This window comes from Paenibacillus terricola (genome assembly GCF_014779765.1).
GTDB classification, from domain to species: domain Bacteria; phylum Bacillota; class Bacilli; order Paenibacillales; family Paenibacillaceae; genus Paenibacillus_T; species Paenibacillus_T terricola.
Genome location: NZ_JACXZA010000001.1, coordinates 302,608 through 324,462, shown reverse-complemented (window position 1 = coordinate 324,462; position 21,855 = coordinate 302,608). Strand labels below are relative to the sequence as shown.

Annotated in this window: 21 protein-coding genes; 8 read left to right on the top strand and 13 right to left on the bottom strand. The window is 50.4% G+C overall.

Annotation, left to right across the window (positions count from 1 at the left end):
• Positions 1-114: 114 nt before the first annotated feature.
• Positions 115-477, bottom strand: a complete 363-nt coding sequence (locus H8B09_RS01500; RefSeq protein ID WP_191201712.1) for a winged helix-turn-helix transcriptional regulator — start codon at positions 475-477, stop codon at positions 115-117.
• A gap of 128 nt (positions 478-605) precedes the next feature.
• On the opposite strand from H8B09_RS01500, the gene H8B09_RS01495 reads away from it, so the two are divergent.
• The 3 genes from H8B09_RS01495 (at position 606) to H8B09_RS01485 (ending at position 2,504) form a co-directional block, all read left to right on the top strand.
• Positions 606-1,487, top strand: coding sequence for an alpha/beta fold hydrolase (locus H8B09_RS01495; protein ID WP_318152513.1), 882 nt, complete (start codon positions 606-608; stop codon positions 1,485-1,487).
• A 14-nt stretch (positions 1,488-1,501) separates the two neighbouring features.
• The gene (locus H8B09_RS01490; protein WP_191201710.1) at positions 1,502-2,017 is read left to right on the top strand and encodes a dihydrofolate reductase family protein; all 516 of its coding nucleotides are present in this window, start codon (positions 1,502-1,504) and stop codon (positions 2,015-2,017) included.
• 79 nt (positions 2,018-2,096) lie between these two features.
• Positions 2,097-2,504, top strand: coding sequence for a hypothetical protein (locus H8B09_RS01485; RefSeq protein ID WP_191201709.1), 408 nt, complete (start codon positions 2,097-2,099; stop codon positions 2,502-2,504).
• A 102-nt stretch (positions 2,505-2,606) separates the two neighbouring features.
• Here the strand turns inward: H8B09_RS01485 and H8B09_RS01480 are convergent, their stop codons facing one another.
• From H8B09_RS01480 to H8B09_RS01470, 3 genes are all read right to left on the bottom strand, one after another.
• Positions 2,607-3,947 (bottom strand): VanZ family protein, encoded by a 1,341-nt coding sequence (locus H8B09_RS01480; protein WP_191201708.1) that lies wholly within the window; start codon positions 3,945-3,947, stop codon positions 2,607-2,609.
• 77 nt (positions 3,948-4,024) lie between these two features.
• Positions 4,025-5,164 carry a HAMP domain-containing sensor histidine kinase gene (locus tag H8B09_RS01475; RefSeq protein WP_191201707.1) on the bottom strand — a complete coding sequence of 380 codons (1,140 nt, stop codon included), beginning with the start codon at positions 5,162-5,164 and terminating at the stop codon, positions 4,025-4,027.
• The gene (locus tag H8B09_RS01470; RefSeq protein WP_318152512.1) at positions 5,152-5,823 is read right to left on the bottom strand and encodes a response regulator transcription factor; all 672 of its coding nucleotides are present in this window, start codon (positions 5,821-5,823) and stop codon (positions 5,152-5,154) included. Before H8B09_RS01470 ends, H8B09_RS01475 begins: the two co-directional genes overlap by 13 nt.
• Positions 5,824-6,238: 415 nt before the next feature.
• On the opposite strand from H8B09_RS01470, the gene H8B09_RS01465 reads away from it, so the two are divergent.
• On the top strand, positions 6,239-7,375 hold the full coding sequence (locus tag H8B09_RS01465; RefSeq protein WP_191201706.1) for an MBL fold metallo-hydrolase: 1,137 nt from the start codon (positions 6,239-6,241) through the stop codon (positions 7,373-7,375).
• 631 nt (positions 7,376-8,006) lie between these two features.
• On the opposite strand, the gene H8B09_RS01460 is transcribed toward H8B09_RS01465, so the two are convergent.
• The 7 genes from H8B09_RS01460 to H8B09_RS01430 all read right to left on the bottom strand — a co-directional run bounded on the left by H8B09_RS01460 (position 8,007) and on the right by H8B09_RS01430 (position 14,772).
• Positions 8,007-8,462: an SRPBCC family protein gene (locus tag H8B09_RS01460; protein WP_191201705.1), complete on the bottom strand. Its 456-nt coding sequence runs from the start codon at positions 8,460-8,462 to the stop codon at positions 8,007-8,009.
• A 49-nt stretch (positions 8,463-8,511) separates the two neighbouring features.
• The gene (locus tag H8B09_RS01455) at positions 8,512-10,149 is read right to left on the bottom strand and encodes an FAD-binding protein (protein ID WP_191201704.1); all 1,638 of its coding nucleotides are present in this window, start codon (positions 10,147-10,149) and stop codon (positions 8,512-8,514) included.
• 355 nt (positions 10,150-10,504) lie between these two features.
• Entirely contained in the window at positions 10,505-11,425 is a 921-nt protein-coding gene (locus H8B09_RS01450; RefSeq protein ID WP_191201703.1) for an MBL fold metallo-hydrolase, read from the bottom strand.
• A 24-nt stretch (positions 11,426-11,449) separates the two neighbouring features.
• Positions 11,450-12,499, bottom strand: coding sequence for an ABC transporter substrate-binding protein (locus H8B09_RS01445; RefSeq protein WP_224753198.1), 1,050 nt, complete (start codon positions 12,497-12,499; stop codon positions 11,450-11,452).
• Positions 12,500-12,523: 24 nt separating this feature from the next.
• Entirely contained in the window at positions 12,524-13,288 is a 765-nt protein-coding gene (locus tag H8B09_RS01440) for an ABC transporter permease (RefSeq protein ID WP_224753197.1), read from the bottom strand.
• Positions 13,221-14,060: an ABC transporter ATP-binding protein gene (locus H8B09_RS01435; RefSeq protein ID WP_191201702.1), complete on the bottom strand. Its 840-nt coding sequence runs from the start codon at positions 14,058-14,060 to the stop codon at positions 13,221-13,223. Before H8B09_RS01435 ends, H8B09_RS01440 begins: the two co-directional genes overlap by 68 nt.
• A 31-nt stretch (positions 14,061-14,091) precedes the next feature.
• Entirely contained in the window at positions 14,092-14,772 is a 681-nt protein-coding gene (locus tag H8B09_RS01430) for a Crp/Fnr family transcriptional regulator (RefSeq protein ID WP_191201701.1), read from the bottom strand.
• 301 nt (positions 14,773-15,073) lie between these two features.
• On the opposite strand from H8B09_RS01430, the gene H8B09_RS01425 reads away from it, so the two are divergent.
• From H8B09_RS01425 to H8B09_RS01410, 4 genes are all read left to right on the top strand, one after another.
• The gene (locus tag H8B09_RS01425; RefSeq protein WP_191201700.1) at positions 15,074-16,162 is read left to right on the top strand and encodes a sensor domain-containing diguanylate cyclase; all 1,089 of its coding nucleotides are present in this window, start codon (positions 15,074-15,076) and stop codon (positions 16,160-16,162) included.
• Between the two features lie 215 nt (positions 16,163-16,377).
• Positions 16,378-17,436, top strand: coding sequence for a Delta(5) desaturase DesA (desA, locus tag H8B09_RS01420; RefSeq protein ID WP_397376035.1), 1,059 nt, complete (start codon positions 16,378-16,380; stop codon positions 17,434-17,436).
• Positions 17,437-17,470: 34 nt separating this feature from the next.
• Positions 17,471-18,595 carry a sensor histidine kinase gene (locus tag H8B09_RS01415; RefSeq protein ID WP_191202746.1) on the top strand — a complete coding sequence of 375 codons (1,125 nt, stop codon included), beginning with the start codon at positions 17,471-17,473 and terminating at the stop codon, positions 18,593-18,595.
• 2 nt (positions 18,596-18,597) lie between these two features.
• Positions 18,598-19,203, top strand: coding sequence for a response regulator transcription factor (locus H8B09_RS01410; RefSeq protein WP_191201699.1), 606 nt, complete (start codon positions 18,598-18,600; stop codon positions 19,201-19,203).
• 105 nt (positions 19,204-19,308) lie between these two features.
• Here the strand turns inward: H8B09_RS01410 and H8B09_RS01405 are convergent, their stop codons facing one another.
• Both H8B09_RS01405 and H8B09_RS30960 read right to left on the bottom strand, forming a co-directional pair.
• Complete coding sequence (locus H8B09_RS01405) at positions 19,309-20,784, bottom strand: MFS transporter (RefSeq protein ID WP_191201698.1); 1,476 nt, start codon at positions 20,782-20,784, stop codon at positions 19,309-19,311.
• A 372-nt stretch (positions 20,785-21,156) separates the two neighbouring features.
• Positions 21,157-21,852 (bottom strand): CD3324 family protein, encoded by a 696-nt coding sequence (locus H8B09_RS30960; RefSeq protein WP_318152511.1) that lies wholly within the window; start codon positions 21,850-21,852, stop codon positions 21,157-21,159.
• Between the last annotated feature and the right edge of the window lie 3 nt (positions 21,853-21,855).

The window sequence follows — 21,855 nt, the reverse complement described above, 5'->3', positions numbered from 1 at the left end:
TGGTCATGTCAAAGAACTCCTGAGAATTCTCAGGAGTTCTTTGCGTGTTCCTGTTGTTTTTTATCACATCATGAATGAGAGCCAACAGAGATCAATCGCTGCATGGAGAGATCATCACATCATCTCGCCTGCTTCTTGCTTTCCCTCATTCATCCCGTTCCGCAGATAATCGCCATGCTCCTGCGTCCACTTCCACATCGCTTCAAAAATCGGCTGTAACGCCTTCCCGCTCTCGGTTAGGTCATATTCGACATGCAGCGGCACACCAGGGAAAAGCGTACGCGTGACGATCCCCTTCTCCTCTAACAAACGCAATCGATCGGTTAACGTTTTGGGACTAATCGGATGTAGTTTACGACGCAGCTCGCCAAATCGCCGATTCCCGTTGAATAGCTCGAATAGGAGAAGGAGCATCCACTTGCCGTCTAAGATCTCCAGAATAGGTTCGACCGTACCCGGGCAAGAACGATCTATCATTATAACCACTCCATAGTTCATTTTTTGAAACTATTGCACTTAAATGTAACTACTTTTCAAATGTACCACAGACCCATTAAGATGTGAATCAAGCAAAGGGAATAATAACCAGTACACATTATTAAGGAGTGTTCTTCTTGATTAGACCATTTGAAATAGACCCTGCGGAGTACCCGTTCACCGATCACTGGATGCCTTACCGCGACGGTTACATCCACTATGTCGATGAAGGCCAAGGGACAGTCGTTCTTCTCCTGCATGGTAACCCTACATGGTCTTACTTGTACCGAAACGTAATCAAGGAGCTTCGCACGGAGTTCCGCGTCATCGCTCCTGATTACCCTGGGTTCGGGATGTCGAAGGCGCCTGACGGATACCGATTTACGCCGCAAGAGCAGTCGAAAGCCGTTCATGACCTTATTCAACATTTGGATCTGAAGCAATTTATTCTTGTCGTTCAGGATTGGGGAGGTCCGATCGGTCTGAACTTCGCAGTACGGCATCGAGATAAACTGCGCGGCATCGTCGTGATGAATACTTGGGCGTGGCCTGCGACAATATTGCCAATGAAATTGTTCTCGCTCGCCATGGGAGGCTGGCCTATCGGACGCTGGCTTCAGACGAAGCGGAATTTCTTCGCCAAAGTCATCGTGCCTCACGGGATTTATCATGCCGAGAAAGTTACGGATCGTTTGCGTCAGGCTTATACCGCCCCGTTCCCAACCCCGAAGTCCAGAATACCGACTTGGGTTTTTCCGCGGTATATCCGCAAAGCGCGTAAGTGGCTTGCCGATATTGAATCGAAGCTGCCCAATCTATCCGATTTGCCTGCACAGATTGTGTGGGGAACGAAAGACAGCGCCGGCTTCCCGCTCGAGCAGATGGCCAAATGGCAGAGCTATTTGCCTCTGAACGAAACCGAGATCCTAGAAGATGCTTCGCATTATGTTCAAGAAGACCGTCCGGATCGAGTGGCAGCAGCTATCCGAACATTATCAAACCGAATCTAAGGAGGAGTAATATTATGAAAACAATCTTGTGGGCAACTTTAACCGCCAACGGCAATTATGCGCAATCCAGCCCCGATAATCCGCCGAAACAAGAAGCGCTAGACGACTTCTTTGCGGAAGCCAAAGCCGCTGGAAATTTCATTGTCGGACGTCGGACCTTCGAAGGTATGCGCGGCAGCGGCGGACCAGGGCCCTTCGCCGATATCGATATCGTTGTCGTTTCGAACAGCGCCCCGGAAATCCCGGACGTAAAAGTCGTAAGATCGCCGGAAGAAGCTTTGATTTACCTGAAGGAGAAAGGCCATCAGACCGCTCTTATTAGCGGCGGCGCCGATATCCACAATTCGTTCCTGGGTCAAGGACTTGTTGACGAAGTGATTTTTAATGTGGCGCCCGTGCTGGAAGGTAAGGGATTGAACCTCTTAATCGATCAAGAAAACTATCGTTATCAGCCTGTGCAACTGTTGGACTGCAGGCCGCTTGGCAGCGGCATCGTTCAACTGCGTTATGCGATCTGTTTCCAACAATGAAAACCCAAAGTTTAACTTCAGTTTATATATGCGCTCTAATATGATCTTAACCAAATCGAACCATTAGGAGAGATCAAACATGGAGAACAATGCGTTAATCGAAGCGATGGACGGTTATTTTCAAGCGGGAACCGTATTGGACCTGGATAGGCTGGAAGCGATTTATGCGCCCGACTTCATCAACATTCGGACGGATAAGCTCGGGCAGACCGTATCGATTACGAAGGAGCAGTTCATGCAAACATTTCGCCGCATACAGCAAGGTGGCGGTACTTCGCTTGGAACGACCGAAGACGTGCAGTACCTCACCACTACCATCTACGACGATCACGGATCTGTTCTTCTCCGCCGGGAAAAGGAAGGAAAAGCTGTACTGTACAACTTCGTATGGCGAATGAGTGACGGTCTGCCGACGGCGATCGTCCGCGAGTTCTCAGTAGAAGAAGACCTTAGCTCGCTAATCGGCATGATGCGCGGGAAAGGCTGACAACATCTACTTCATTCTATAATGCGATTAACATTTCCGCCTTTTAACTTTTCATCCTGAGTCACTATGCCTTGCCCTTCTTATTCCGACGGTATTGTCATCTTATTCGAATCGATAAATCAGAATAGATTCCACTCGAAAAATCGAACCCTCGCGCTTGCCCGTAATCTGAACGGTTTGATCCGAAGCGAGCATATCAAGGTTCGCGGCATGATCCTTGTAGGTCGTGCCGCTCTTGTTCGCTATTCGCAGCGTATACTTCGTCCCCTCCGTTACCTTCACATTAACCTTAATCGCATTCTCTCCCAGTCCCGTTACAGCAACCGCCGCGCCTCCCTCGGTCTCCTGGGTAACGCTTAGATTGAGCGTGATGTTGTCTCCATCCACTTCCATAATCGAGCCTGAGATTTCCTCAGTTGGAGCTTCCGGAGGGACTTTCCGATCGCTTCGGCGCAGCTCCTCTTCCGTCGAAGGAGCTTGCGAATGATCGGTATGCCCCTCCATTGCAGTCGATATCGTTTGGGTTCCTTTGCTAGGGACGAGCGGATCGGAGATGACGATAACATCCGGTACATTCGATTGCTGCTCGAACCACAGCGTCAGCATCGCATGGTCCGGAAGACTGTCATACTGCTTGGATGCCAACCTTTCATACCGTATCGTACTGCTGGATTTCCCGCTGACGATCGTGCGCCGATATACTTGCGTACGTTCATTCAGACGAACCTGACGCTTCTCCAACCATTGATCCGTGGCCTCATTACCGGTAAGCAGTCCCTGATAATAAACCAGCTGCTTGTCCGTTAACTGCACGAGCGTCCCTTCCGCATCGGCCTCCCGTTTCGGAATAGGCTCGAAGCCTTCATAGATCGTCTCGTATTTCGTCAGGCCAAGCATTTGACCGAACTCTTCGGTTGCAATCCACATAGCAGGGACGCTGCCGACAGCCAGCATCGCCAGGATAAGAATCCGTGTCTGCAATTGATTCGAGCCCGTCCAGCGGGAGACCCTGCGGAACGCTGCCACGCCAACAGCAGCTCCCGCCACGTTAAGCAGCACATCATCAATATCGGCGCTCCCTAGAGCCAGAACGTATTGCAGGCTTTCAAAGAGGATGCTTAAGCCCAGAGCGAGCATGACCGGCATGGAAAAACGTTGTTGGAAGCGTGGAGACAACGACGGCAGCAGCAGCCCGAATGGGACAAAAACCGCCAGGTTGCCGGCTATATTCGAGAATGCCCGAAGCCAATTCGAGGAACGTAAATAGGTGCCATAATCGACAAAGATTCGAAAAGGAACGAGATTATACGACCGATAGCCGCTCGACCGACCCAAGAATATATCCGAGAGCGATTCTGTTTTCAATAAGATGATTTTTACGAGAAAAGCGAGGTAAGCGAGCCATGCGACAACTATTAATCCAGAGATAACCTTCTTATTCAATGATCATACACTCCTCTTGCTTCATTCCGATTGTTCTCGGTGCAAGAAGAGAATACCGCATAAATCTCAACCTTTTCTCAATTTCGGCAGGAAAATACTGCCGTCACGCTGGCCCCTCCATTCTCGCCGTTAGCGAGCGCCAAGCTTCCGCCATGCTTCCGGCACAATACTTCGCATATATAAAGCCCTATTCCCGCTTGTCCTTTGATCGTCAAGGGGTCATGATAATAAGGCTTCTTCGCCATTCGCAGCCCTTCGCCGCTAAATCCCGCCCCGTCATCCCGAACCGTTAGCGCCAGCTCTCCCTCCATTGTTCGGCATTCGATCACGACTTCCGAGGCAGCGTGGCGAACGGCGTTGGATATAAGATTTTCCGCTACGCGAATGACCAGCTCATCGTCGACCCTGATCTTCGCCTCTTGAATAGACATGCGTAATCGGTACCGAAGGCGATCTGGCGGGACGTGCATGCTCAAAAGCTCATGTAGCGCTTCATTCAGCCTTACAGGAAGGATATCCGTCTTATGCACGCGAATGTCCTCCAGGCGGCTGATAGAGCTCATGCTCTCGACATATTGTTCGATTCTTGCGATGCTTATCGAAACCGAATGAAGCACCCTTCTTGTCTTCTCGAGCGTCAATTGATTGGAAGGCAAATATTCGATCAGAAAATCGTTATACCCTTTGAGCGCAGTGATCGGGGTCCGCAAATCATGGGCGAATGCGGCGTTCAGCCGTCTTCTCTCTTCGACCGCCCGCCACATCTTGATATGATTGTTTTCCAGCTCGACCCGCATCTTCTCGAATGCCTGGACCACTTCGTTCATCTCGTCCTTCCCGTCATAGCTCAATCGAAAATCAAGATTATGACTTGAGATCTGATCGGCCCCTTCGATGAGCAGAGCAATCGGGCGTTCCAGCTTCGATAGGTAGTACTTCCGCGCCGCCAAGAAGATGAACAGGCAGAATATGACGATCGGAAACAGATTCGACGTCCATTTCAACAGCTGAACAAGGAGTTCGTCTCTCGCAGAGAGCTCGGAATGGACGACAAGCAAATTGTCGGACTGAACGGCCGTATACTTGCGCATGATCCTGCCCGTTGCGCTTGCACATCCATTTTGAACGAGTATGGAAAGAATGGAGGCCCCCGAAGCGGCAACCGCCATCAAGAGGAACAGGCTTGTTCGCAAGGATAGCCTTTTCAGCCGTTCCATAGATAACCTACCCCCCAGACCGTATCAATGATTGTTCGATCGGTGTGCTCAGCGAGTTTTTTGCGGATTTTGCGAATATGCTCCATGATCACGCCGGAATCGCCCTCTTTCTCGAAGCCCCATACTCGTTCATAGATCCGCTCTCTGTCGAATACCTGTCCGGCATTTATCGAGAGCAGCTCTACGATCTCATATTCTTTCTTGGACAGCTGAATCTGTTCACCGTTAACCAGAACCTTTTTGCCCCCGTAATCGACGACGATCCCGCCCTCGAAAATCGACCGTTGCTTGTTCGCTTTGCGGCGTTCTCTTCGCAGATGCGCCTCTATCCTTGCCCCTAGCTCTCTGATGCTGAAAGGCTTCTCGATGTAATCATCCCCGCCCGTGCGGAAAGCGTTGATTTTATCCAACTCCTCTACCTTCGCGGTCAGAAAAAGGATCGGACAAGAAACATGCTCGCGAATCCGTGCGCACACTTCGAGTCCGTCCAGATCGGGCAATCCGATGTCCAGCAGGATCAGATCCAGCTGCCCCGTCGCCTTCTCCAACGCTTGTTTTCCGTTTTTTGCCGCAACGACGAAATAGCCGTTTATCTCCAAATAATCCGTCAGCAACGATACGATCTCTTCATCATCGTCTACAACCATAATTGTGTGCACGATTATCCACCTTTATCGAGTCTGCAAGGTTCGTCCATTTAACCAGTATGAAGTCCATTGTACTGAACAAATCTCAACACTTTATCAAGTTCAAACCCTATAACAAAGAGGTTGAATCATGTTGAAACGAAATTTTTATTAACACTCGGCAAGCAAATCGTAACAGAAGCGTCAAATCCGCCCCTCGATCATATATTGACTTCCATTTGCGCTTTTTATAAGATAATTGCAATACCCCACAGGGTATATGATGCATCATATCTCAACCGGAGAAGCAATAGAAGCATCACTTTTTTTTGACCTCTTACATACCCATTGGGGTATGTAAGAGGGATCTTCTCAGAAATCGGAAAACCCGATTAATCTGTCCCATCGAAGGAAACAAATAAAACGATGTTTCAGGAAGGAGCCCGACATGAGCGTACCTATTATTACTGCTGAAGAGCTTTACCGCAAAATGAATGCCGGAGAAGATGTCGTCATTCTCGATGTCCGCAATGAAACGGACTACAACGATTGGAGAATCGAAGGGAAAACCGTCAAGTCGGTTAACATCCCGTACTTTAACTTCCTGGAGGAGGACGACTCACTATTCGTCGATCTCCCGAAAGAGAGCGAGCTTGTCGTTCTGTGTGCCAAAGGCGGTTCATCGGCTTTTGTGGCGGAGCTGTTGATGGAGAAAGGCTATAAGACGTATTCCCTGGACGGCGGCATGCTGGCATGGAGCCAGTTTTATTATCCGACAGTTGTTAGTGACCAGGACAAACTGAAGTTGATTCAGGTCAACCGCTTGTCCAAAGGCTGTCTGTCTTACGTGGTCGTTTCCGAAGGGAAAGCTCTGATTGTCGATCCAAGTTTGCAAACGGAATTTTATGTGGAAATGGCGAAACAGCAGGGCTTCGAAATCGAGCATATCGTGGATTCCCACCTGCACGCCGACCACATATCCGGAGGCGTCAAGCTGGCTTCGCAAACCGGCGCGACTTATTATATTTCTTCCGGCGAGGCGAAGGGCACAGAGCTTGCGTTTGAACCGTTGGAAAATCATAAACAAATTCGTGTAGGCGAAATCGATGTGCAGATTCTAGCGATTCCGACGCCGGGCCATACGCCGGGTTCCACATCCTTCTTGATCGAAGACCGATTCATGATGTCGGGAGACACGATTTTCGTCGGCGGCCTCGGCAGACCCGATCTTGGCGGCAAAGCAAAGGAATGGGCGATGGATCTGTACGACACCGTCTTTAACAAGCTGAAGGATTTGCCGGACGATTGCCTCATCCTGCCTGGACATTACGCGGATATTCAAGAAATCGGGGACGACGGGATCGTTGGCGCCTTGTTCGGAGAAATCCGCAATAACAATGAAATCATGCAAAATACGGATAAGGAAGCCTTCACCGAACAGGTTGCAGGCGCAGCTTCTTCGGAGAAACCGCCGAATTTCGAAGAAATCATCGCCATCAACCGCGGCGAGCTGAAGGTGGATACGGATAAAGCGATCGAACTGGAAATCGGACCGAACCGCTGCGCGGTGCACCATCACGGATAATTAACTACTTGAAGGGTCTAACTTTATGAATGTCGCCGCGTTATTGGTACGATAATGCGGCGAATTCATAAGACAGGTTTCTGAATCGGCAGAAACGAGACCTTTGGAGGTTAGCTCAGATTGTAAAACCCAATTCGTTTCCATCCGGGTCAGCGATCGTAAACTTAGTCACCCCATAGGGAGTGGTATGCAAGTTACAGTCAAGTGCATGACCCAACTGACAACGACCCTCTTATTCTTATGCGGTTATAATCATGCTTATTGCGCGCCAGATGGACCCTTTTTACACCATTATGTTTGTCACAATGCTTATTACACCGTCATGCAGTAATTTGACCTGGATCAGATCCCAATAGCCCCGCACGCAACCGTTAGCGTTTAGAATGAGGCTGTTTCTGCGCAATTCGGGTGAACCGGTAAGAGCCCCTACTCGGGTTTCAACCTTAGAATACAAGCCCTATAAAAGGAACAATGGGATGCTGCCACGGATTCGTGAAAGCATCCCATTATATTATTCAAAGCGAAGATAGGCGTCAAATTGATATTCAATGCGGCGCCAGACTTCCGCACTGCGCTATCTTGTTCTTAGCGCCTGGATTCTCGGCGCTTCGCTTCGCCGGTTTGTCCGTTGTTAAGCTTTGACGCCCTCGATCTCCGCGATCTTATTGGCAACCGCTTCCGTAAGCTCTTGTGCGGTCTTAGGCACGAACGATTTCAAAATCGTATTCACCATTGGTCCCATCGCGCCCTTGGCCGTGATGTCCAGACTTCCGTTCATTCGGGTTTGATTGTCGCCGAGCGCTTCCGCTTCGAAGTAGCCGCCGCCTACAAAGTTGTCGGACAAACCCTTCAGGTCAAAGGTTACTTTTGTCGGTTCGATCCAGTTCGTGATGTCGATCTTGAGCTTTACGGTCTTCTTCATAAAGCCAAGATCTCCTTTGAAGGACCACGTCGACTCACGATCGTTGATGATGCTGTGCTCGATGTAGCCCGGTACGAGCGGAGCCCACTTGTCCATGTCGCTGACAAATTGCCAGATGCGATCGATTGGGACAGGCAAATCTACATGATAAGTTCCATTAGGCATTGAAAATACACTTCCTTATTGTTATGTGTTATCGAACACTTGATGTCGATTAGATGCTTCTAGCTTCCGACTTGCCTGCAGCAATGCCCGCCAAGTAACCGAATGTCATAGCCGGGCCGATTGTTCCGCCCGCGCTCACGTATGCTTGTCCGAGTACGCCCATCGCTGCGTTGCCTGCCGCGTATAAGCCGGCAATCGGCTTGCCGCGCAAGCTCATTACTTGCCCGTCTGCGTTAATGCGCGGACCTCCGTTCGTGCCAAGCGCGCCGAAGTAGATCGGCAGTGCGTAGAACGGAGCCTTCTCGATTGGACCGATGTTGGCAGCAGGATTGCCGCCGCCTCCAGGCAGATTCTCGAAGAACGTCGTGCCGCGATGGAAGTCAGGATCGATTCCTTTAGCCGCGTTCTCGTTCCAACGATTGACGGAAGCTTCCAGTCCATCCGGATCAACGCCGATCTTCTCGGCCAGCCCGCGAATCGAATCCGAGCTGTCTACCCAATCCGGAGTATCCTCGCCCGGCATCATCGTGATGATCATCTGGCTGTCCTTGAGCTGCTGGTCGAAGATCATCCATACCGGCGGCTCATTCGGCCATTCCAGTGCAACAGGGTCATATTGGTAGAAAGACTTCGGCATATCGTTGTATGTTGTACCTTCATGAACGAATCGCTTCCCGTGGCGGTTGACAATGATACTGTTAGGCCCCATCCGTCCTCCGCCCAGTTGGTTCATTACGCGATCCTCATATTCGAAGGTAGGGTCCTGCATGGCCGGATACCACCAAGCCTCGCTCATGTTGCCGAGCGCTGCGCCGGCTTCCATCGCCATGATCAGCGCATCGCCGTCATTTCCGGCTGGAGACATCGGGTGCGTGATATGTCCCTTAAGGAATGTCTTGATAAGCTCCTGATTCCACTCAAATCCGCCGGATGCCAGAATAACGCCTTTTCTTGCGCCGATGTAGAGCTTCTGATCCCCCTGCTCGGCAATGACGCCGATAACGGAGCCTTCATCGTCCAGCACGAGTTCCTTGCCTGGCGTCTCGATTAATATTTCGACTCCGCGATCAAGCAGCGCCTTGAGGAGAGGAGCAATTAATGCTCGGCCCATCGTAACGATATTGTTCTCCATACGCTCTGCTATCTTAGCGAAGTCAACGCCGCCAACAGCGCCGCCTTCCTCAAGCGTCAACGGCGGGAACGTTGGATTCTGGCGAACCTTATCTCCCCACTCGCCCAGCTCCTTCAGGTCAAAAGGCTTCGGATCAAGCGAGCGTCCGCTCTTCGCGCCGTCGAGGTAATGATAATAAGATGGATATGAGAGCGGCGGCGTGAACCGCAGCGCAGTATTCTCATGAAGATAGTCGATCATCTTGTGGCCGTTATCGATGAACACTTCGAGAAGAGCTGGGTCCGGCTCCTTGCCGCCGGTTAAACGCCGAACATAGTTTAACGCCTCTTCCCTGGAATCTTCGATGCCGCCTTCCTTCATGTAGCGGTTCATAGCGATCCACGGAATGCCTCCCGAGAAGGCTGTCGTTCCGCCAATTTGCGATGTCTTCTCCAGAACGAGTACTTCGGCGCCTTGATCGCTAGCGGTTACGGCCGCTGTAAGCGCGGCGCCGCCGGTTCCTAACACAACTACGTCAACCTCGCGATCCCACTTAGCTGGTTTCTTAGCTGGCATGTTCGAACATCTCCAATCAGTTAGTAGGTTGGTGATCGCCACTTTTTTGTAAACGCTGTCATTAGCAACTAAAAAAATTTGCTTATGGAATCAAACGTTTTGATATAATAACTATCACCATGATATATATCATATCAAACACTTATCCATCTGGCAATTTGAAATAAATAAAAAGAGCCTTGACCCCCTTTCACGTCTTTCTCGTCACCCTATCGCAAGAACCATCCAGGGGCGAAGCGTCGCGAGAAGTTTCATACGTACATGACGAATGTGGCGATTGTGGCTCTCTATGTTGGATTGGTAGAGCATAAAAAGAAGGACGCTTCGTCGGCGTCCTTCAGCAAATGGCTGTCCACTATATTAATTCGAAGACCATCAAATCGCGAGCGACCGTGATTGGACCTGCGTATATCGCGGCCATCCCCTCGATATATGCCTGCTCCGCCTCCGGATTCGCCGCAGGCGCTGGAATGTGATGCGTGAGCACGAGGTGCTTGACGCCCGCCCGCTGCGCGATGCCCGCCGCTTCCAGCGTCGTCGTATGATACTTCGCTGGGTTCGACAGCGCCTTCTCGTGCTGCGGATATATCGCGATCAGGTCGTCAATCCATGACTTGTTGTACGCTTCGTGAACGAGCAAATCCGCCCCGGCCGCTTGCCGCTCCATGTTGGCGACTGGGATGGTATCGCCCGAGATAACGACCGTCTTGCCGTTATACTCGAACTTGTAGGCGACAGCCGGATAGACAGGGCGATGGTCCACTTCGAATGCGGTAATCCGGATGCCGTCCTTCTCGTATACAATTCCCTCGTTGCATTCCGTATACTCGATTCGCGAGCCTGCTTCATCCGACAGATTGTAGCTGATTCGGAGCTCAACGTCGAACTCGAAGGATTCCCGCATTTTACCGATGATCGCCTTCGTCGTCTCTGGCCCGTACACTTGCATCGGCACCGAACGACCTTCGAAGACACGTTCCTCGGTAATATGCGTGCGCCAGCTCGAGATGAACACGTCGAAGAATCCTCCGTTATGATCGTAATGGTGATGGGTGAACAGAACATCGGATATCCGTTGAGGCATGATGCCCGCTTTGATCAATTGATCCACCGTAGAGCCCCCGCAATCGACGAGGAATGCCTTATCTCCCGCTAGCACCACGGCTCCGGGCTTCGCTCGCCCATAGAAAGCGCGTGGTGACCCCGTTCCGAGCAGAACGACGGTAAGATCAGGGTGGTAATCTGGCCGCAAATCCTTTTGTGGTTGAATATACATCGCTGCGCATCCCTCATCTTTGGTTTATTTGCCTTCTTGCGTCTCCTTCAACAGAGACAGATCATACAAACCTTCCAGATCCAAGCCATCTGGACTGACTCCCTTGATGTAGCCTGCATCGACCGCCACCTGGGCCATCGTTTTCAAGGCGTCTTCGTCGATGGTTGTCGTCAGATTCAGATGCTCCAGCGCAGCCTTGATCAATTCGACGTCCAAGCCCTTGCCCGTCAGTTCCTTCAGTTCGTCATTGACAAGGGAATACGTGTCGTCCGGGTTATCATGGATAAATTGAATTGCGTCCTCGTTGGCCAGAAGAACGGATTTGGCCAAATTCCTATGTTTGTTAAGGAAGTCTTCGCTGGATACGATGATCGTAAGCGGATAGTTCCCCTTATTCGGCGGAATCTGATTCCAATCGGCCACGATCTCGCCAATGCCTTCGTTCGCGATCTGCGTGCCCCATGGCTCAGGCAATAGCGCAGCGTCTACCTGACCTTGCTTCATGGCCGTCAGCGTATCCGCTGGAGCCATCGCGATGATCTGCGCCCCGCTCTTATCTGTCGTCACCTTCAGTCCTTGCTCCTGAAGAAGCAGACGAAGTGAAATCTCGTTCGTGCTCCCCTTGGTCGGAATCGCGACCAGCTTGCCCGCTAAGTCCTTGACGCTCAGCACGTCGGAGCCCTTCCTCGCCACTAGCATGGCACCGCCGTTGTTCGCTCCGGACAAAATCTTGATGTTCTTGCTCCTTACGTATTGATTAATTACGGGGCTTGGCCCTACGTAGCCAATGTCGATCTGCCCTGTCGCCATCGCTGTGGAGAAGTCAGAGCCGTTGCTGAAGCTCTGTACTTCGATCTTCACATTAGCGCCGAGGCGTTCTTGCAGATAGCCCTTCTTGATCGCTACGAAGGCCGGGGCATGGGTCACGTTCTTGAGCAAGCCAATCTTCACCGTAATGGAGTCGGCCGACTCGGAGTTTCCTTCACTGCCTGCATCAGAGGAGCCGCAGCCAGACAGCAGAGCTAGCATCAAGACGACGATCATAAGACTCGTATAAATCGTTTTATTCAACATGGTTCAATCCCCTTCCTTATATGCTTACGTTTTAGCCGTATTAAGACCATACTGGTTCCAGATCCGATCCTCTACGCGTTTGAAGACGAAGTAGTCGGAGATCGTACCTAGAATGGCGATTACAAGCACGATGCAGAGCATGAGAGAGGTATCCCCGATGCTTCGACCCTCCTCCAACATCTGCCCCAGACCGACGCCGCGCGCAATGAGCTCCCCGGAAACAAGCGCACGCCAAGCGAACGCCCACGCCATGCGCATCCCCGTAATGAGCTGAGGGATGGCGGCGGGAATCATCACTTGGTAGAAGAGCCGAATCCCGCGGCCTGTTCCGAACATCTGAGCCGACTTTAGATAGATGGGAGGAATGTTCTTGATTCCGCTCCGACTCGCTATCGTCATCGTCCACGTCGCCCCGATCGTTGTGATGAACAAGACGGCGAAGTCGTTCAACCCGAACCATATGATAGCGAAAGGCAGCCAAGCGATACTCGGAACCGTCTGAAGAGCGACGACAGCAAATCCGAACGTCTCATCCAGCAGTCGGCTGCGAGCGAACAGGACGCCGAGCGTTATGCCGATGGCGCACGAGAGGACGAACGCGATGATAATTCGCCTCAAGCTGCTAAGCGTCGCTTGCAGCAGTTGCCCGTTTGCGATCCCGTCGCAGAACGTTTGAATCGTCTGCAGCGCGGACGGGAAGCGCCAGCCCCATTGCATCGTTCTATATGCCGTCTCCCAAATTACTAACAGCAGAATGAGAAAGAGGGCTTTTCTCAAGATTGTAGTCATCGCCATATTCCTCCTTCGCCACCTTCGCCAGTTCAGCGGCCAGCGTATTCATGATCTGACTCTCGATATGATGCAGAAGAGAATCGCCTGCTTCTCGCGGCCGTGCCGCCTGTACGCGGAATTCCTTCTTAATCCGTCCCGGCCGGGTCGACATGACGAGCACTCTGTCCGATAGCGTGACCGCCTCCCGGATGTTATGCGTAATGAACAGAATCGTCTTTCCCGTGTTCAGCCATATCTGCTCCAATTCCTTGTGCAGCAGAAGCCTCGTCTGTTCGTCCAGCGCAGCGAACGGCTCATCCATGAGCAGAATTTCCGGGTCCATGACGAGAGCCCGCGCGATCGCCACCCTCTGCTTCATTCCTCCCGACAGTTCATGGGGATAGCGGTCCGCGAACTTCCCAAGATGGACAGCCCGGATCTGCTCCATGGCACGCTCATGGCGCTCCTCCTTTTTGATCCTCTTTTGTTTGAGACCGAATGCGACGTTCTCCAGCACGGTAAGCCAAGGATACAGGGCATGATCCTGGAATACGACAATCCGGTCTGGCCCTGGGGCATTGACCTTCTTGCCGCTGACTTCGACGCGGCCTTTATCCGCTCTCTCCAGTCCCGCTACCAGATTAAGCAGCGTGGACTTGCCGCAGCCGGAAGGGCCTAGGATGGAGACGAATTCACCCTTTCCAACCTCGAAGGCGATGTCATCCAACGCGGTGTAACCCGCTCCGCCCCGTTGCTCGAACGTTTTGCTTACTCCTTCTACTCTGATCATGCTCCGCCCCCCATGGCTTTCCCTATCATTATTACAAGCGCCGTTGGAACTCGTCGGTATCGAGAATGACAACCGTCTTCTTCTCATAGTGAATGGCACCTTCGTCCCGCCATCGTCCCAATGTCTCGGTAACCGTCTGCCTGCTGCAGCCAATGACATAGGAGATTTCCTCATGGCTGAGCGGAAGCGCGACGACCGTCTCCTTCCCCGATCGAACGCCGAGCTGCATCAATAACTGAGCCAGCCTCCAGGCAACCGGGCGAGAGATAAGCGTCTCAACGTACTGCTGTGTCTGCAGCAATCGCCTTGCATTGGCCACTGTCAGCGCGTAGAGTGCATCCGGATGTTTCTTCAGTAAGTCAGTAAATTGAGAAGACGGAATCGAGAGAATGGAGCAGTCCTTGATACATCGCGCATAGCGCTGCCTCCTCTGCCCCGTCAACACCTCAGCCGCACCAAAAACCTCGCCCTTGTGCCGCAGGAACAAGGTGATGCTCTGGCCCTCTTGCGCAAACTGCGAGATCTTCACCAGTCCGTCCTGGACGTAATAAATCTCCTGACTTTCTTCCTCGCTCCTGAAGATAAAGGAATTTTTCTTCATCTCGCGAGAAGCTCCGAATTGCTGGAAAAGCTTCGCTAACGCAAGTTGCTCGGCTTCGCCGTTATCCGATACGGAGCCGCCGGAATTGGAATACCTAACCTCTTGATCCACTCTCGTCGCACCTCTCTCAAGCCGTTATTAATTCAAAGTTTGCCTATCGGTATTTAATATTATATTTTATGGTTAAAAACAAAAACAGTCGGCTAGCCGACAAAACATTAGGCGGAGCAATTGTTTATTTGTCAAAGACGATAACGAGAACAAAAAAAAGGTTGTCTCGAAGGCCTTCAATGCCTTAGAGACAACCAGATACCATGCTCGGAGACCTGCTGACAAACCTAGTTAAAAATGCTAGCATGTTACCTAATGATAGTCGACAGATTACGACACAGAGCATGGAGGAATTGGGACGATGTTTAAGAACCGGCACCTTGAGGTCATTATGGAAGTCCAGCAGCAGATGTTGTTAGCTAACTTTGATTTGAAGCAATTTATGCAGACGATCTGCGATCGGATGTGCCAATTAACCGATGCCGATGGTTCTACCATCGAGATGCTGGCAGGCGATGATATGGTATATGCCGCCGTAAGCGGCACCCTGCATCCTCATCTCGGCATTCGAATCAAAAAAAAAGGCAGCTTGTCAGGCATGTGCGTGACAGTTAAGGAAATTCTATATTCGCCGGATACTCAGCAGGACGACCGCGTCGACAAAGCAGCGACATTGAAAGTTGGCGCACGCAGCATGGTCTGCGTCCCCCTGTTCGAATCCAGCAACGCCGTCGGCGTGTTGAAAGTCATCTCCGGCCGTCCAGATGCGTTCTCCAATCGCGATATTGAGACGCTGCAGTTGTTATCACTCGCCTTGGGTTCGGAGCTAGGCAAGCAAATTAACTACGATGACAAAATGCGGATTCTGAATGATTACGAGCAATTATTGGTTCAATTGAGGGCCGAAATTAATAGACGCGAGAAACTAGAAAGCGAACTTATTCAACTGACAGAACGCGACATACTGACGGGCTTGCTGAACCGAAGAGGCTTCAGCGACCGAATTAAAGGCTGGATGAATCGAGCTAGTCGAGAAGAAGGCTTATTCGGGCTGTTCTACCTCGATTTGAATAAATTCAAGCAATGCAACGATACATATGGACATGATGCCGGCGATCTTGTGCTTGTAGAATTCGCGAATCGTATCAAGAATGCCGTTCGCGAATCCGATCTGATCGCTCGCGTGGGCGGCGATGAGTTCGTGGTAGCCGCATGGCTGCAGAACGGCTATGACGGCTTGCTGCAGGTTGCCAAGCGTTTGATCGAGCAGTTGGAGTCGCCAATGCAGATTAAGGAACTTCAACTGCCGATGACAACGAGCGTTGGTTGTACGTTATGGACAGAAGGTAAGACGGAGCTCGATCTCATTCGTGCGGCCGATCAATCCATGTATCTCGCCAAGTCTAGCGGCACCAACCGGATTGCGATTGATGGAGAACTCGCGTGGTAATTGGAATACATCGTTAGTCCATCATAAGAGTCATCCCTCGTGGATGGCTCTTATTTGTGTTCCATTTTCGAATCCTTTCATGACCATATATGATATTCGTCATACCCTCACCTTGACGTTTATGACTATAAGCGACAGTGCCCTGTTCTCTATAATGGATATATACCGATTATTATGTCGACATTTCGTATACGTACTTCTAGGAGGAAGTCCCCGTGGATCCGATGAACATTGCAGAACTAAAGAAGCATTCAGCTCCGTTTGCACGAACGAATACCGCAGCCAGCTTGCGTCAGCTTGCCAACACGCTGCTGCCATTTCTGCTGCTGTGGGCTGCAGCTTATGCGAGCTTGTCCATCTCTTACTGGCTCACGATACCCATTACGGTCGTCGCGGCGAGCTTTCTTATCCGGACATTTATTATTTTCCACGACTGCTGTCATCAATCATTCTTCAAGAGCCGTAAGGCAAACGATTGGCTGGGGAACATTACCGGCATTCTAACGCATTTCCCTTATGAGCAATGGAAGAATGCACATAATATTCATCATGCTACAAGCGGCAACCTCGATAAACGAGGAGTCGGCGATATGTGGGTCATGACTGTGGAGGAATATATCGCTTCCCCGCCGCGAATCAAGCTGGCGTACCGATTTTACCGGAATCCGTTTGTTTTCCTGGTGCTTGGTCCCCTGCTCGTCTTTCTCGTCACTTATCGCAAGAACCGTCCAGGTGCGAAACGCCGCGAGAAGCTTAATACGTATATGACGAACGTGGCCATTGTGGCTCTCTATGCGGTATTGGGCGAGTTATTAGGGTGGAAAAGCCTGCTTCTCGTGCAAACTCCGATTCTATGGGTTGCAGGAATGATGGGGATTTGGTTATTCTATGTTCAGCATCAATTCGAGGACTCCTACTTCGAGAATGACGATGATTGGAGCTACGTGAAGGCTGCCGTCGAAGGAAGCTCGTACTATCAACTTCCCCGGCTGCTGCAATGGATAACGGGCAACATCGGCTTCCATCACGTGCATCACTTGAACCCGAAGGTGCCGAATTACAATCTAGAGAAGACTCATCTAGCCATTCCGCCGCTGCAGAAAGCAGCGACGATCAATATTCGCACCAGCCTGCAGTCGCTTCGATTCCGATTATGGGACGAGGATGCCAAGACGTTTATTGGCTTCCGCGAGTTAAGCGCTGCCCGAAGGAGGCTGGTTGTGAAACCGAAGCCCCAATTGAATGAAGAGGCTAGGATCGGTCGTACAGGCTAAGGCGCGCATTAGTCATTCCAAAAGGTGGAACCCTATGCTTAACTGGCGTTCAAATTTGTACAAAACAACCGGGCTTAATCCATTCATATGGGCGATCCTTTTCATTCTGCCCTTCTACTACATCTTTCGCACCTCGACCAGAGCTCATACGGCGGTAGGAATAGGACTCATCCTCCTATTCTTCATCTCCTATGTGCTCGTCTTTATTACTAAGGGGTGGAAGGTCTATATATGGTCAGGCTTACAAATCGCAATCTCCATCGCGATGACTGTCTTATTCGGATTCGTCTATTTCTCGCTGCTGCTTACCTTCGTAATCGGGAACATCGTCAGCAAGAAAGGCTTCATTACGCTGTATGTCATTCACCTTACCATAACGATCATCATCATCGACTACGCTATCATCATCAAGAATCCGGTCGTCATCAGCCAATTGCCTTTCGTCATGATTTGTTTAATCATGGTGATCCTGCTTCCTATCTCGAACTACAATCGAAATAAGAACGAGCAGCTGCAAGGCCAGCTGAATGATGCGAATAAACGTATCTCGGAATTGGTGAAGCTCGAAGAACGCCAGCGCATCGCAAGGGATCTGCACGATACGCTCGGTCAGAAGCTTTCGCTCATTGGCCTTAAGAGCGACCTCGCCCTTAAGCTGATGAACAAAGATTCGGCGCAGTCCATGGTCGAGATGAAGGAAGTCAGACAGACAGCGAGAAATGCGCTGAAGGAAGTCCGTCAGATCGTGACGCAAATGCGCGGCGCAAGGCTGACGGAAGAGATCGCCCGTATCCAGCAAATGCTTAGGACTGCTCGTATTGAGTTAATTGTCGAAGGCGATCTCGAACCAAAGTGCTTATCCCTGATGAACGAGAACGTACTCTGCATGTGTCTGAAAGAAGCCGTTACGAACGTCGTTAAACATAGCGAAGCTTCTGTCTGTACGATTACGATCAAGCCCGATCGCCTAGCATTGGTCGTCATCGTCGAAGACAACGGGATCGGGATGTCCCAGCAAGCTACGTACTCCAACGGCAGCGGTCTTATCGGGATGAAGGAACGACTCGAATTCATTAATGGGAGCCTGGAGCTTAGCGAAGGTCCAGGTACCGCCCTTGTCATAACAATACCCAATACTCAACCAAGAGAGAAGGCTTGAAGATGATTCGAATCGTAATTGCAGAAGATCAACGAATGATTCTCGGCGCTCTCGCTGCGTTGCTGGATCTGGAAGAAGATATGACGGTCGTCGCAAAAGCAAGCAACGGAGAGGATGCCGTCAAGCTGGCGCGTCTTCATCAGCCGGACGTATGCATTCTCGATATCGAGATGCCGCTTAAGACCGGCTTGGAAGCTGCTGAGGAGCTGTCCTCCCTATCGCTAAATTGCAAGGTTGTCATCCTCACGACTTTTGCACGTGCGGGCTATTTCGAGAGAGCGATTAAAGCTGGCGTGCACGGCTACTTGTTGAAAGACAGCCCAAGCGAGGAGCTCGCGAATTCGGTTCGAACGATCGTAGGCGGCCGGCGTCTATATGCTCCCGAATTAATGGATGAGGCTTATGGCGAGGAGAATCCGCTCACCGAGCGCGAGAAGGCTGTCCTTACGTTAATTGCGGATGGCAAAAGCACGAAAGAAATTTCGAAGGAATTGTTCATCACCCAAGGAACGATTCGGAATTACATCTCCGTTATTCTCAACAAACTCGGAGTTGGCAACCGAGTCGAGGCGATCAAGCATTTTAAGGATAAGGGCTGGTTTAAGTAGCCTATTCCTCTGCTGACACGATAAGAAAAGGAGCTGCACGCGGCAGCTCCTTCTTTGTGTTCCTCAGGCTCTCTTCAATCTTCGCACATGTTTGTTGACTAAGCTTTAAGCTCCTGTTGATTTCATATCAGCGCGTTTTGCGTCGAGTTGTTTATTGATGTTGTCCACGTCTTTATCAGACAGCGGGTAGAACTGCATCACGATCATTGAAACAATCGCAAGAACAGCAGGTATCCAAATAGCCGTCATATTAATTCCTGAAAGCGCGTTGGCCGTCTGCTGCTCGGCATCTCCATTAAATCCATATGCTGCGAGGAACCACAGCGGAACGGCACCGCCAAGCGTGAAGCCAACCTTGAAGAACAGCCCCATAATCGCGTTGATGATAGCAGCATTGCGTTTGCCGGACTTCAGTTCGCCATACGAAACCACTTCGGGAACAAGCGCCCACATGAAACCAGTCGCTGAGGACAAGCCCCATTGTTTGATGAAAGTTGACACATAAGCCAGCCACAGCTGATCGCGCATGCCGTCAAGACTCCAAACCCAAGTCAGGATTTCGCCGATGACGAACATGCCAAGGAATAGATGGAAAAAGCCTTTTTTACCGAAGGTCTTCTTCAGTCTAGGCCAGAACACTGTAAAGGCGATACCCGGTATCGAGGCAATCAGACCTACAGCACCCATCCAGTCCGAATGATCGACGGTGTATTGGTAGAAGAATCCGTTAACCGTATTCATGAAGAACATGAATGTGAATGCTAACATGAAGAATACGCCTAGGATGATCAATGGCTTATTATTCTTAAACTCAATAAAGAAATCATAGACTTTCACTTGCGCCGATTGTTCCGCATTGGCGACAACGCGTTCTTTCGTAAGCTTGTAGCAAAGGAATAGCGCAATTGCGCCAATAATCATATAGACGGCATAAACGTTAAACCAAGCATGGTCTGCAGAAGGATCGGTATACGTTCCCATGTTCAGTTTCAATCCGAACAATCCGGTATCTTTGAGCGAACGATCTTTAGGCGCCGCCATTTGAACAAACATTGGGAACAGCGTATATACGAGAAGATTCGCAACGTTTGCAAGCGTCATGCGAGTCGTTGTAATTTGGTCAACGGATTCAGGATTACGGGTCAGCGAGGCGTTCAGCGAGCCATAAGGAATATTGACGACGGAATAAACCAAGTCAAGCAGCAAATAAGTAATGAAAATAAAGGGCACAGAGCCACGTACACCAGGAATAGGCGCGAACAGAAGCGCACCCAAGATCACCAGCGGAATGCCTGCGCGAAGCAACCATGGACGGTATTTACCGGCTTTGGATGTGCGTTTATCGACAAAGGTCCCGACCATTGGATCCCAAATTACATTGACGATACGGACAAAGAGGAAGATGAACCCTGCAGTCGCTGTGCCGATCGCGTTAACAGTCGTCAGAAAGAGGGCAAGAAAGCCTCCGACCGTACCAAAGACAAGATTTTGGGCAAAATCTCCAAAGCCGTAGCCCATGCGTTCAATAAGACTGAGCTTGCGATACTCTTCTTGTTGAACAACCTGTGTGTCATTACTCATGATGAATGCTCCTTCACTTTTTCCATTAAACATTTGAAATCTACGAAACTAAAAGCCCTTACATTTTTAAAAGCTCGTTCAAGTTTACCCGTTAGATGACTCGTTATACTCCTCCAGCCAATGTTGTGCTTAAAAGGATTAACTCCTCGTTTGTTTGTTTATTAAACAAACAAAGGTAACACTTATTATCCATAATCGCCTTCAACTCGGCAACGGCTAGATATATCCAGTCCCGATCACCCATCAAACGGAGTGAACAACAAATAACTCGGTTCCTTTGAGGAACCGAGCCGTTCTGCTCGTTCGATCGGGCCGCTAAAGCAGCCAATAAGGAAAGCCATCCTCTGCGGGTGGCTTTCCTTATTGGCTCGATCATTCGTTTACATAAAAGAGGACACCGCCGAAATGCGCATTGAATCTTCGGTAATCGGCATTTCCTTTCAACACGATGATAGAAGGATAAGCATTTACTCGTCTGCGCTTCAATGAAGCAAGCAGCTCTTGTTGTACGGAACAGTAAAACTTCCCTGCTTCATATTGAATAAGAAGCGGCGGCTGAACGGAAAAGTTCTCCTCTTTGTTATCTGTGTGATTGCCACCAATCTCTGCACCTTCGTGCTGAATAAGACGAAGAGGAAACTTCACGACCCCGAAGAAGATCGTCTCCTCCTTCAGGAACTCATGAAAATCAGACTCCGCTTTGCGGGTAAACAACAGATAGCACTGGATCCATTCCTCGAACAGTCCTGCATTCGCATATTGAACAGCCGATGCGACGGTTGGCGAATAGCTCAAATTGCTTGCCATTCTCTTCGAATAAATAATTTTCTTAATGGAATCCAAGGACAAGCAATATTCGTCCGCCAGCTCCGAGATGGTAATTCCGTGGGCATACTTATTGCGAATCATACGATTGCGCTTCAGCAACTGATCTCGGTAACCGGAAGCTTCCCCCCAAGCTCTCTTATCGTCCCCTGAAGGAACATAAAGCAGCTTTCCCGCCGCGTATTTCTGAATTTCTCTCAACAGCTCCACGGGGAGCAAATCGTTCGCATTCTCATATTTCATCTG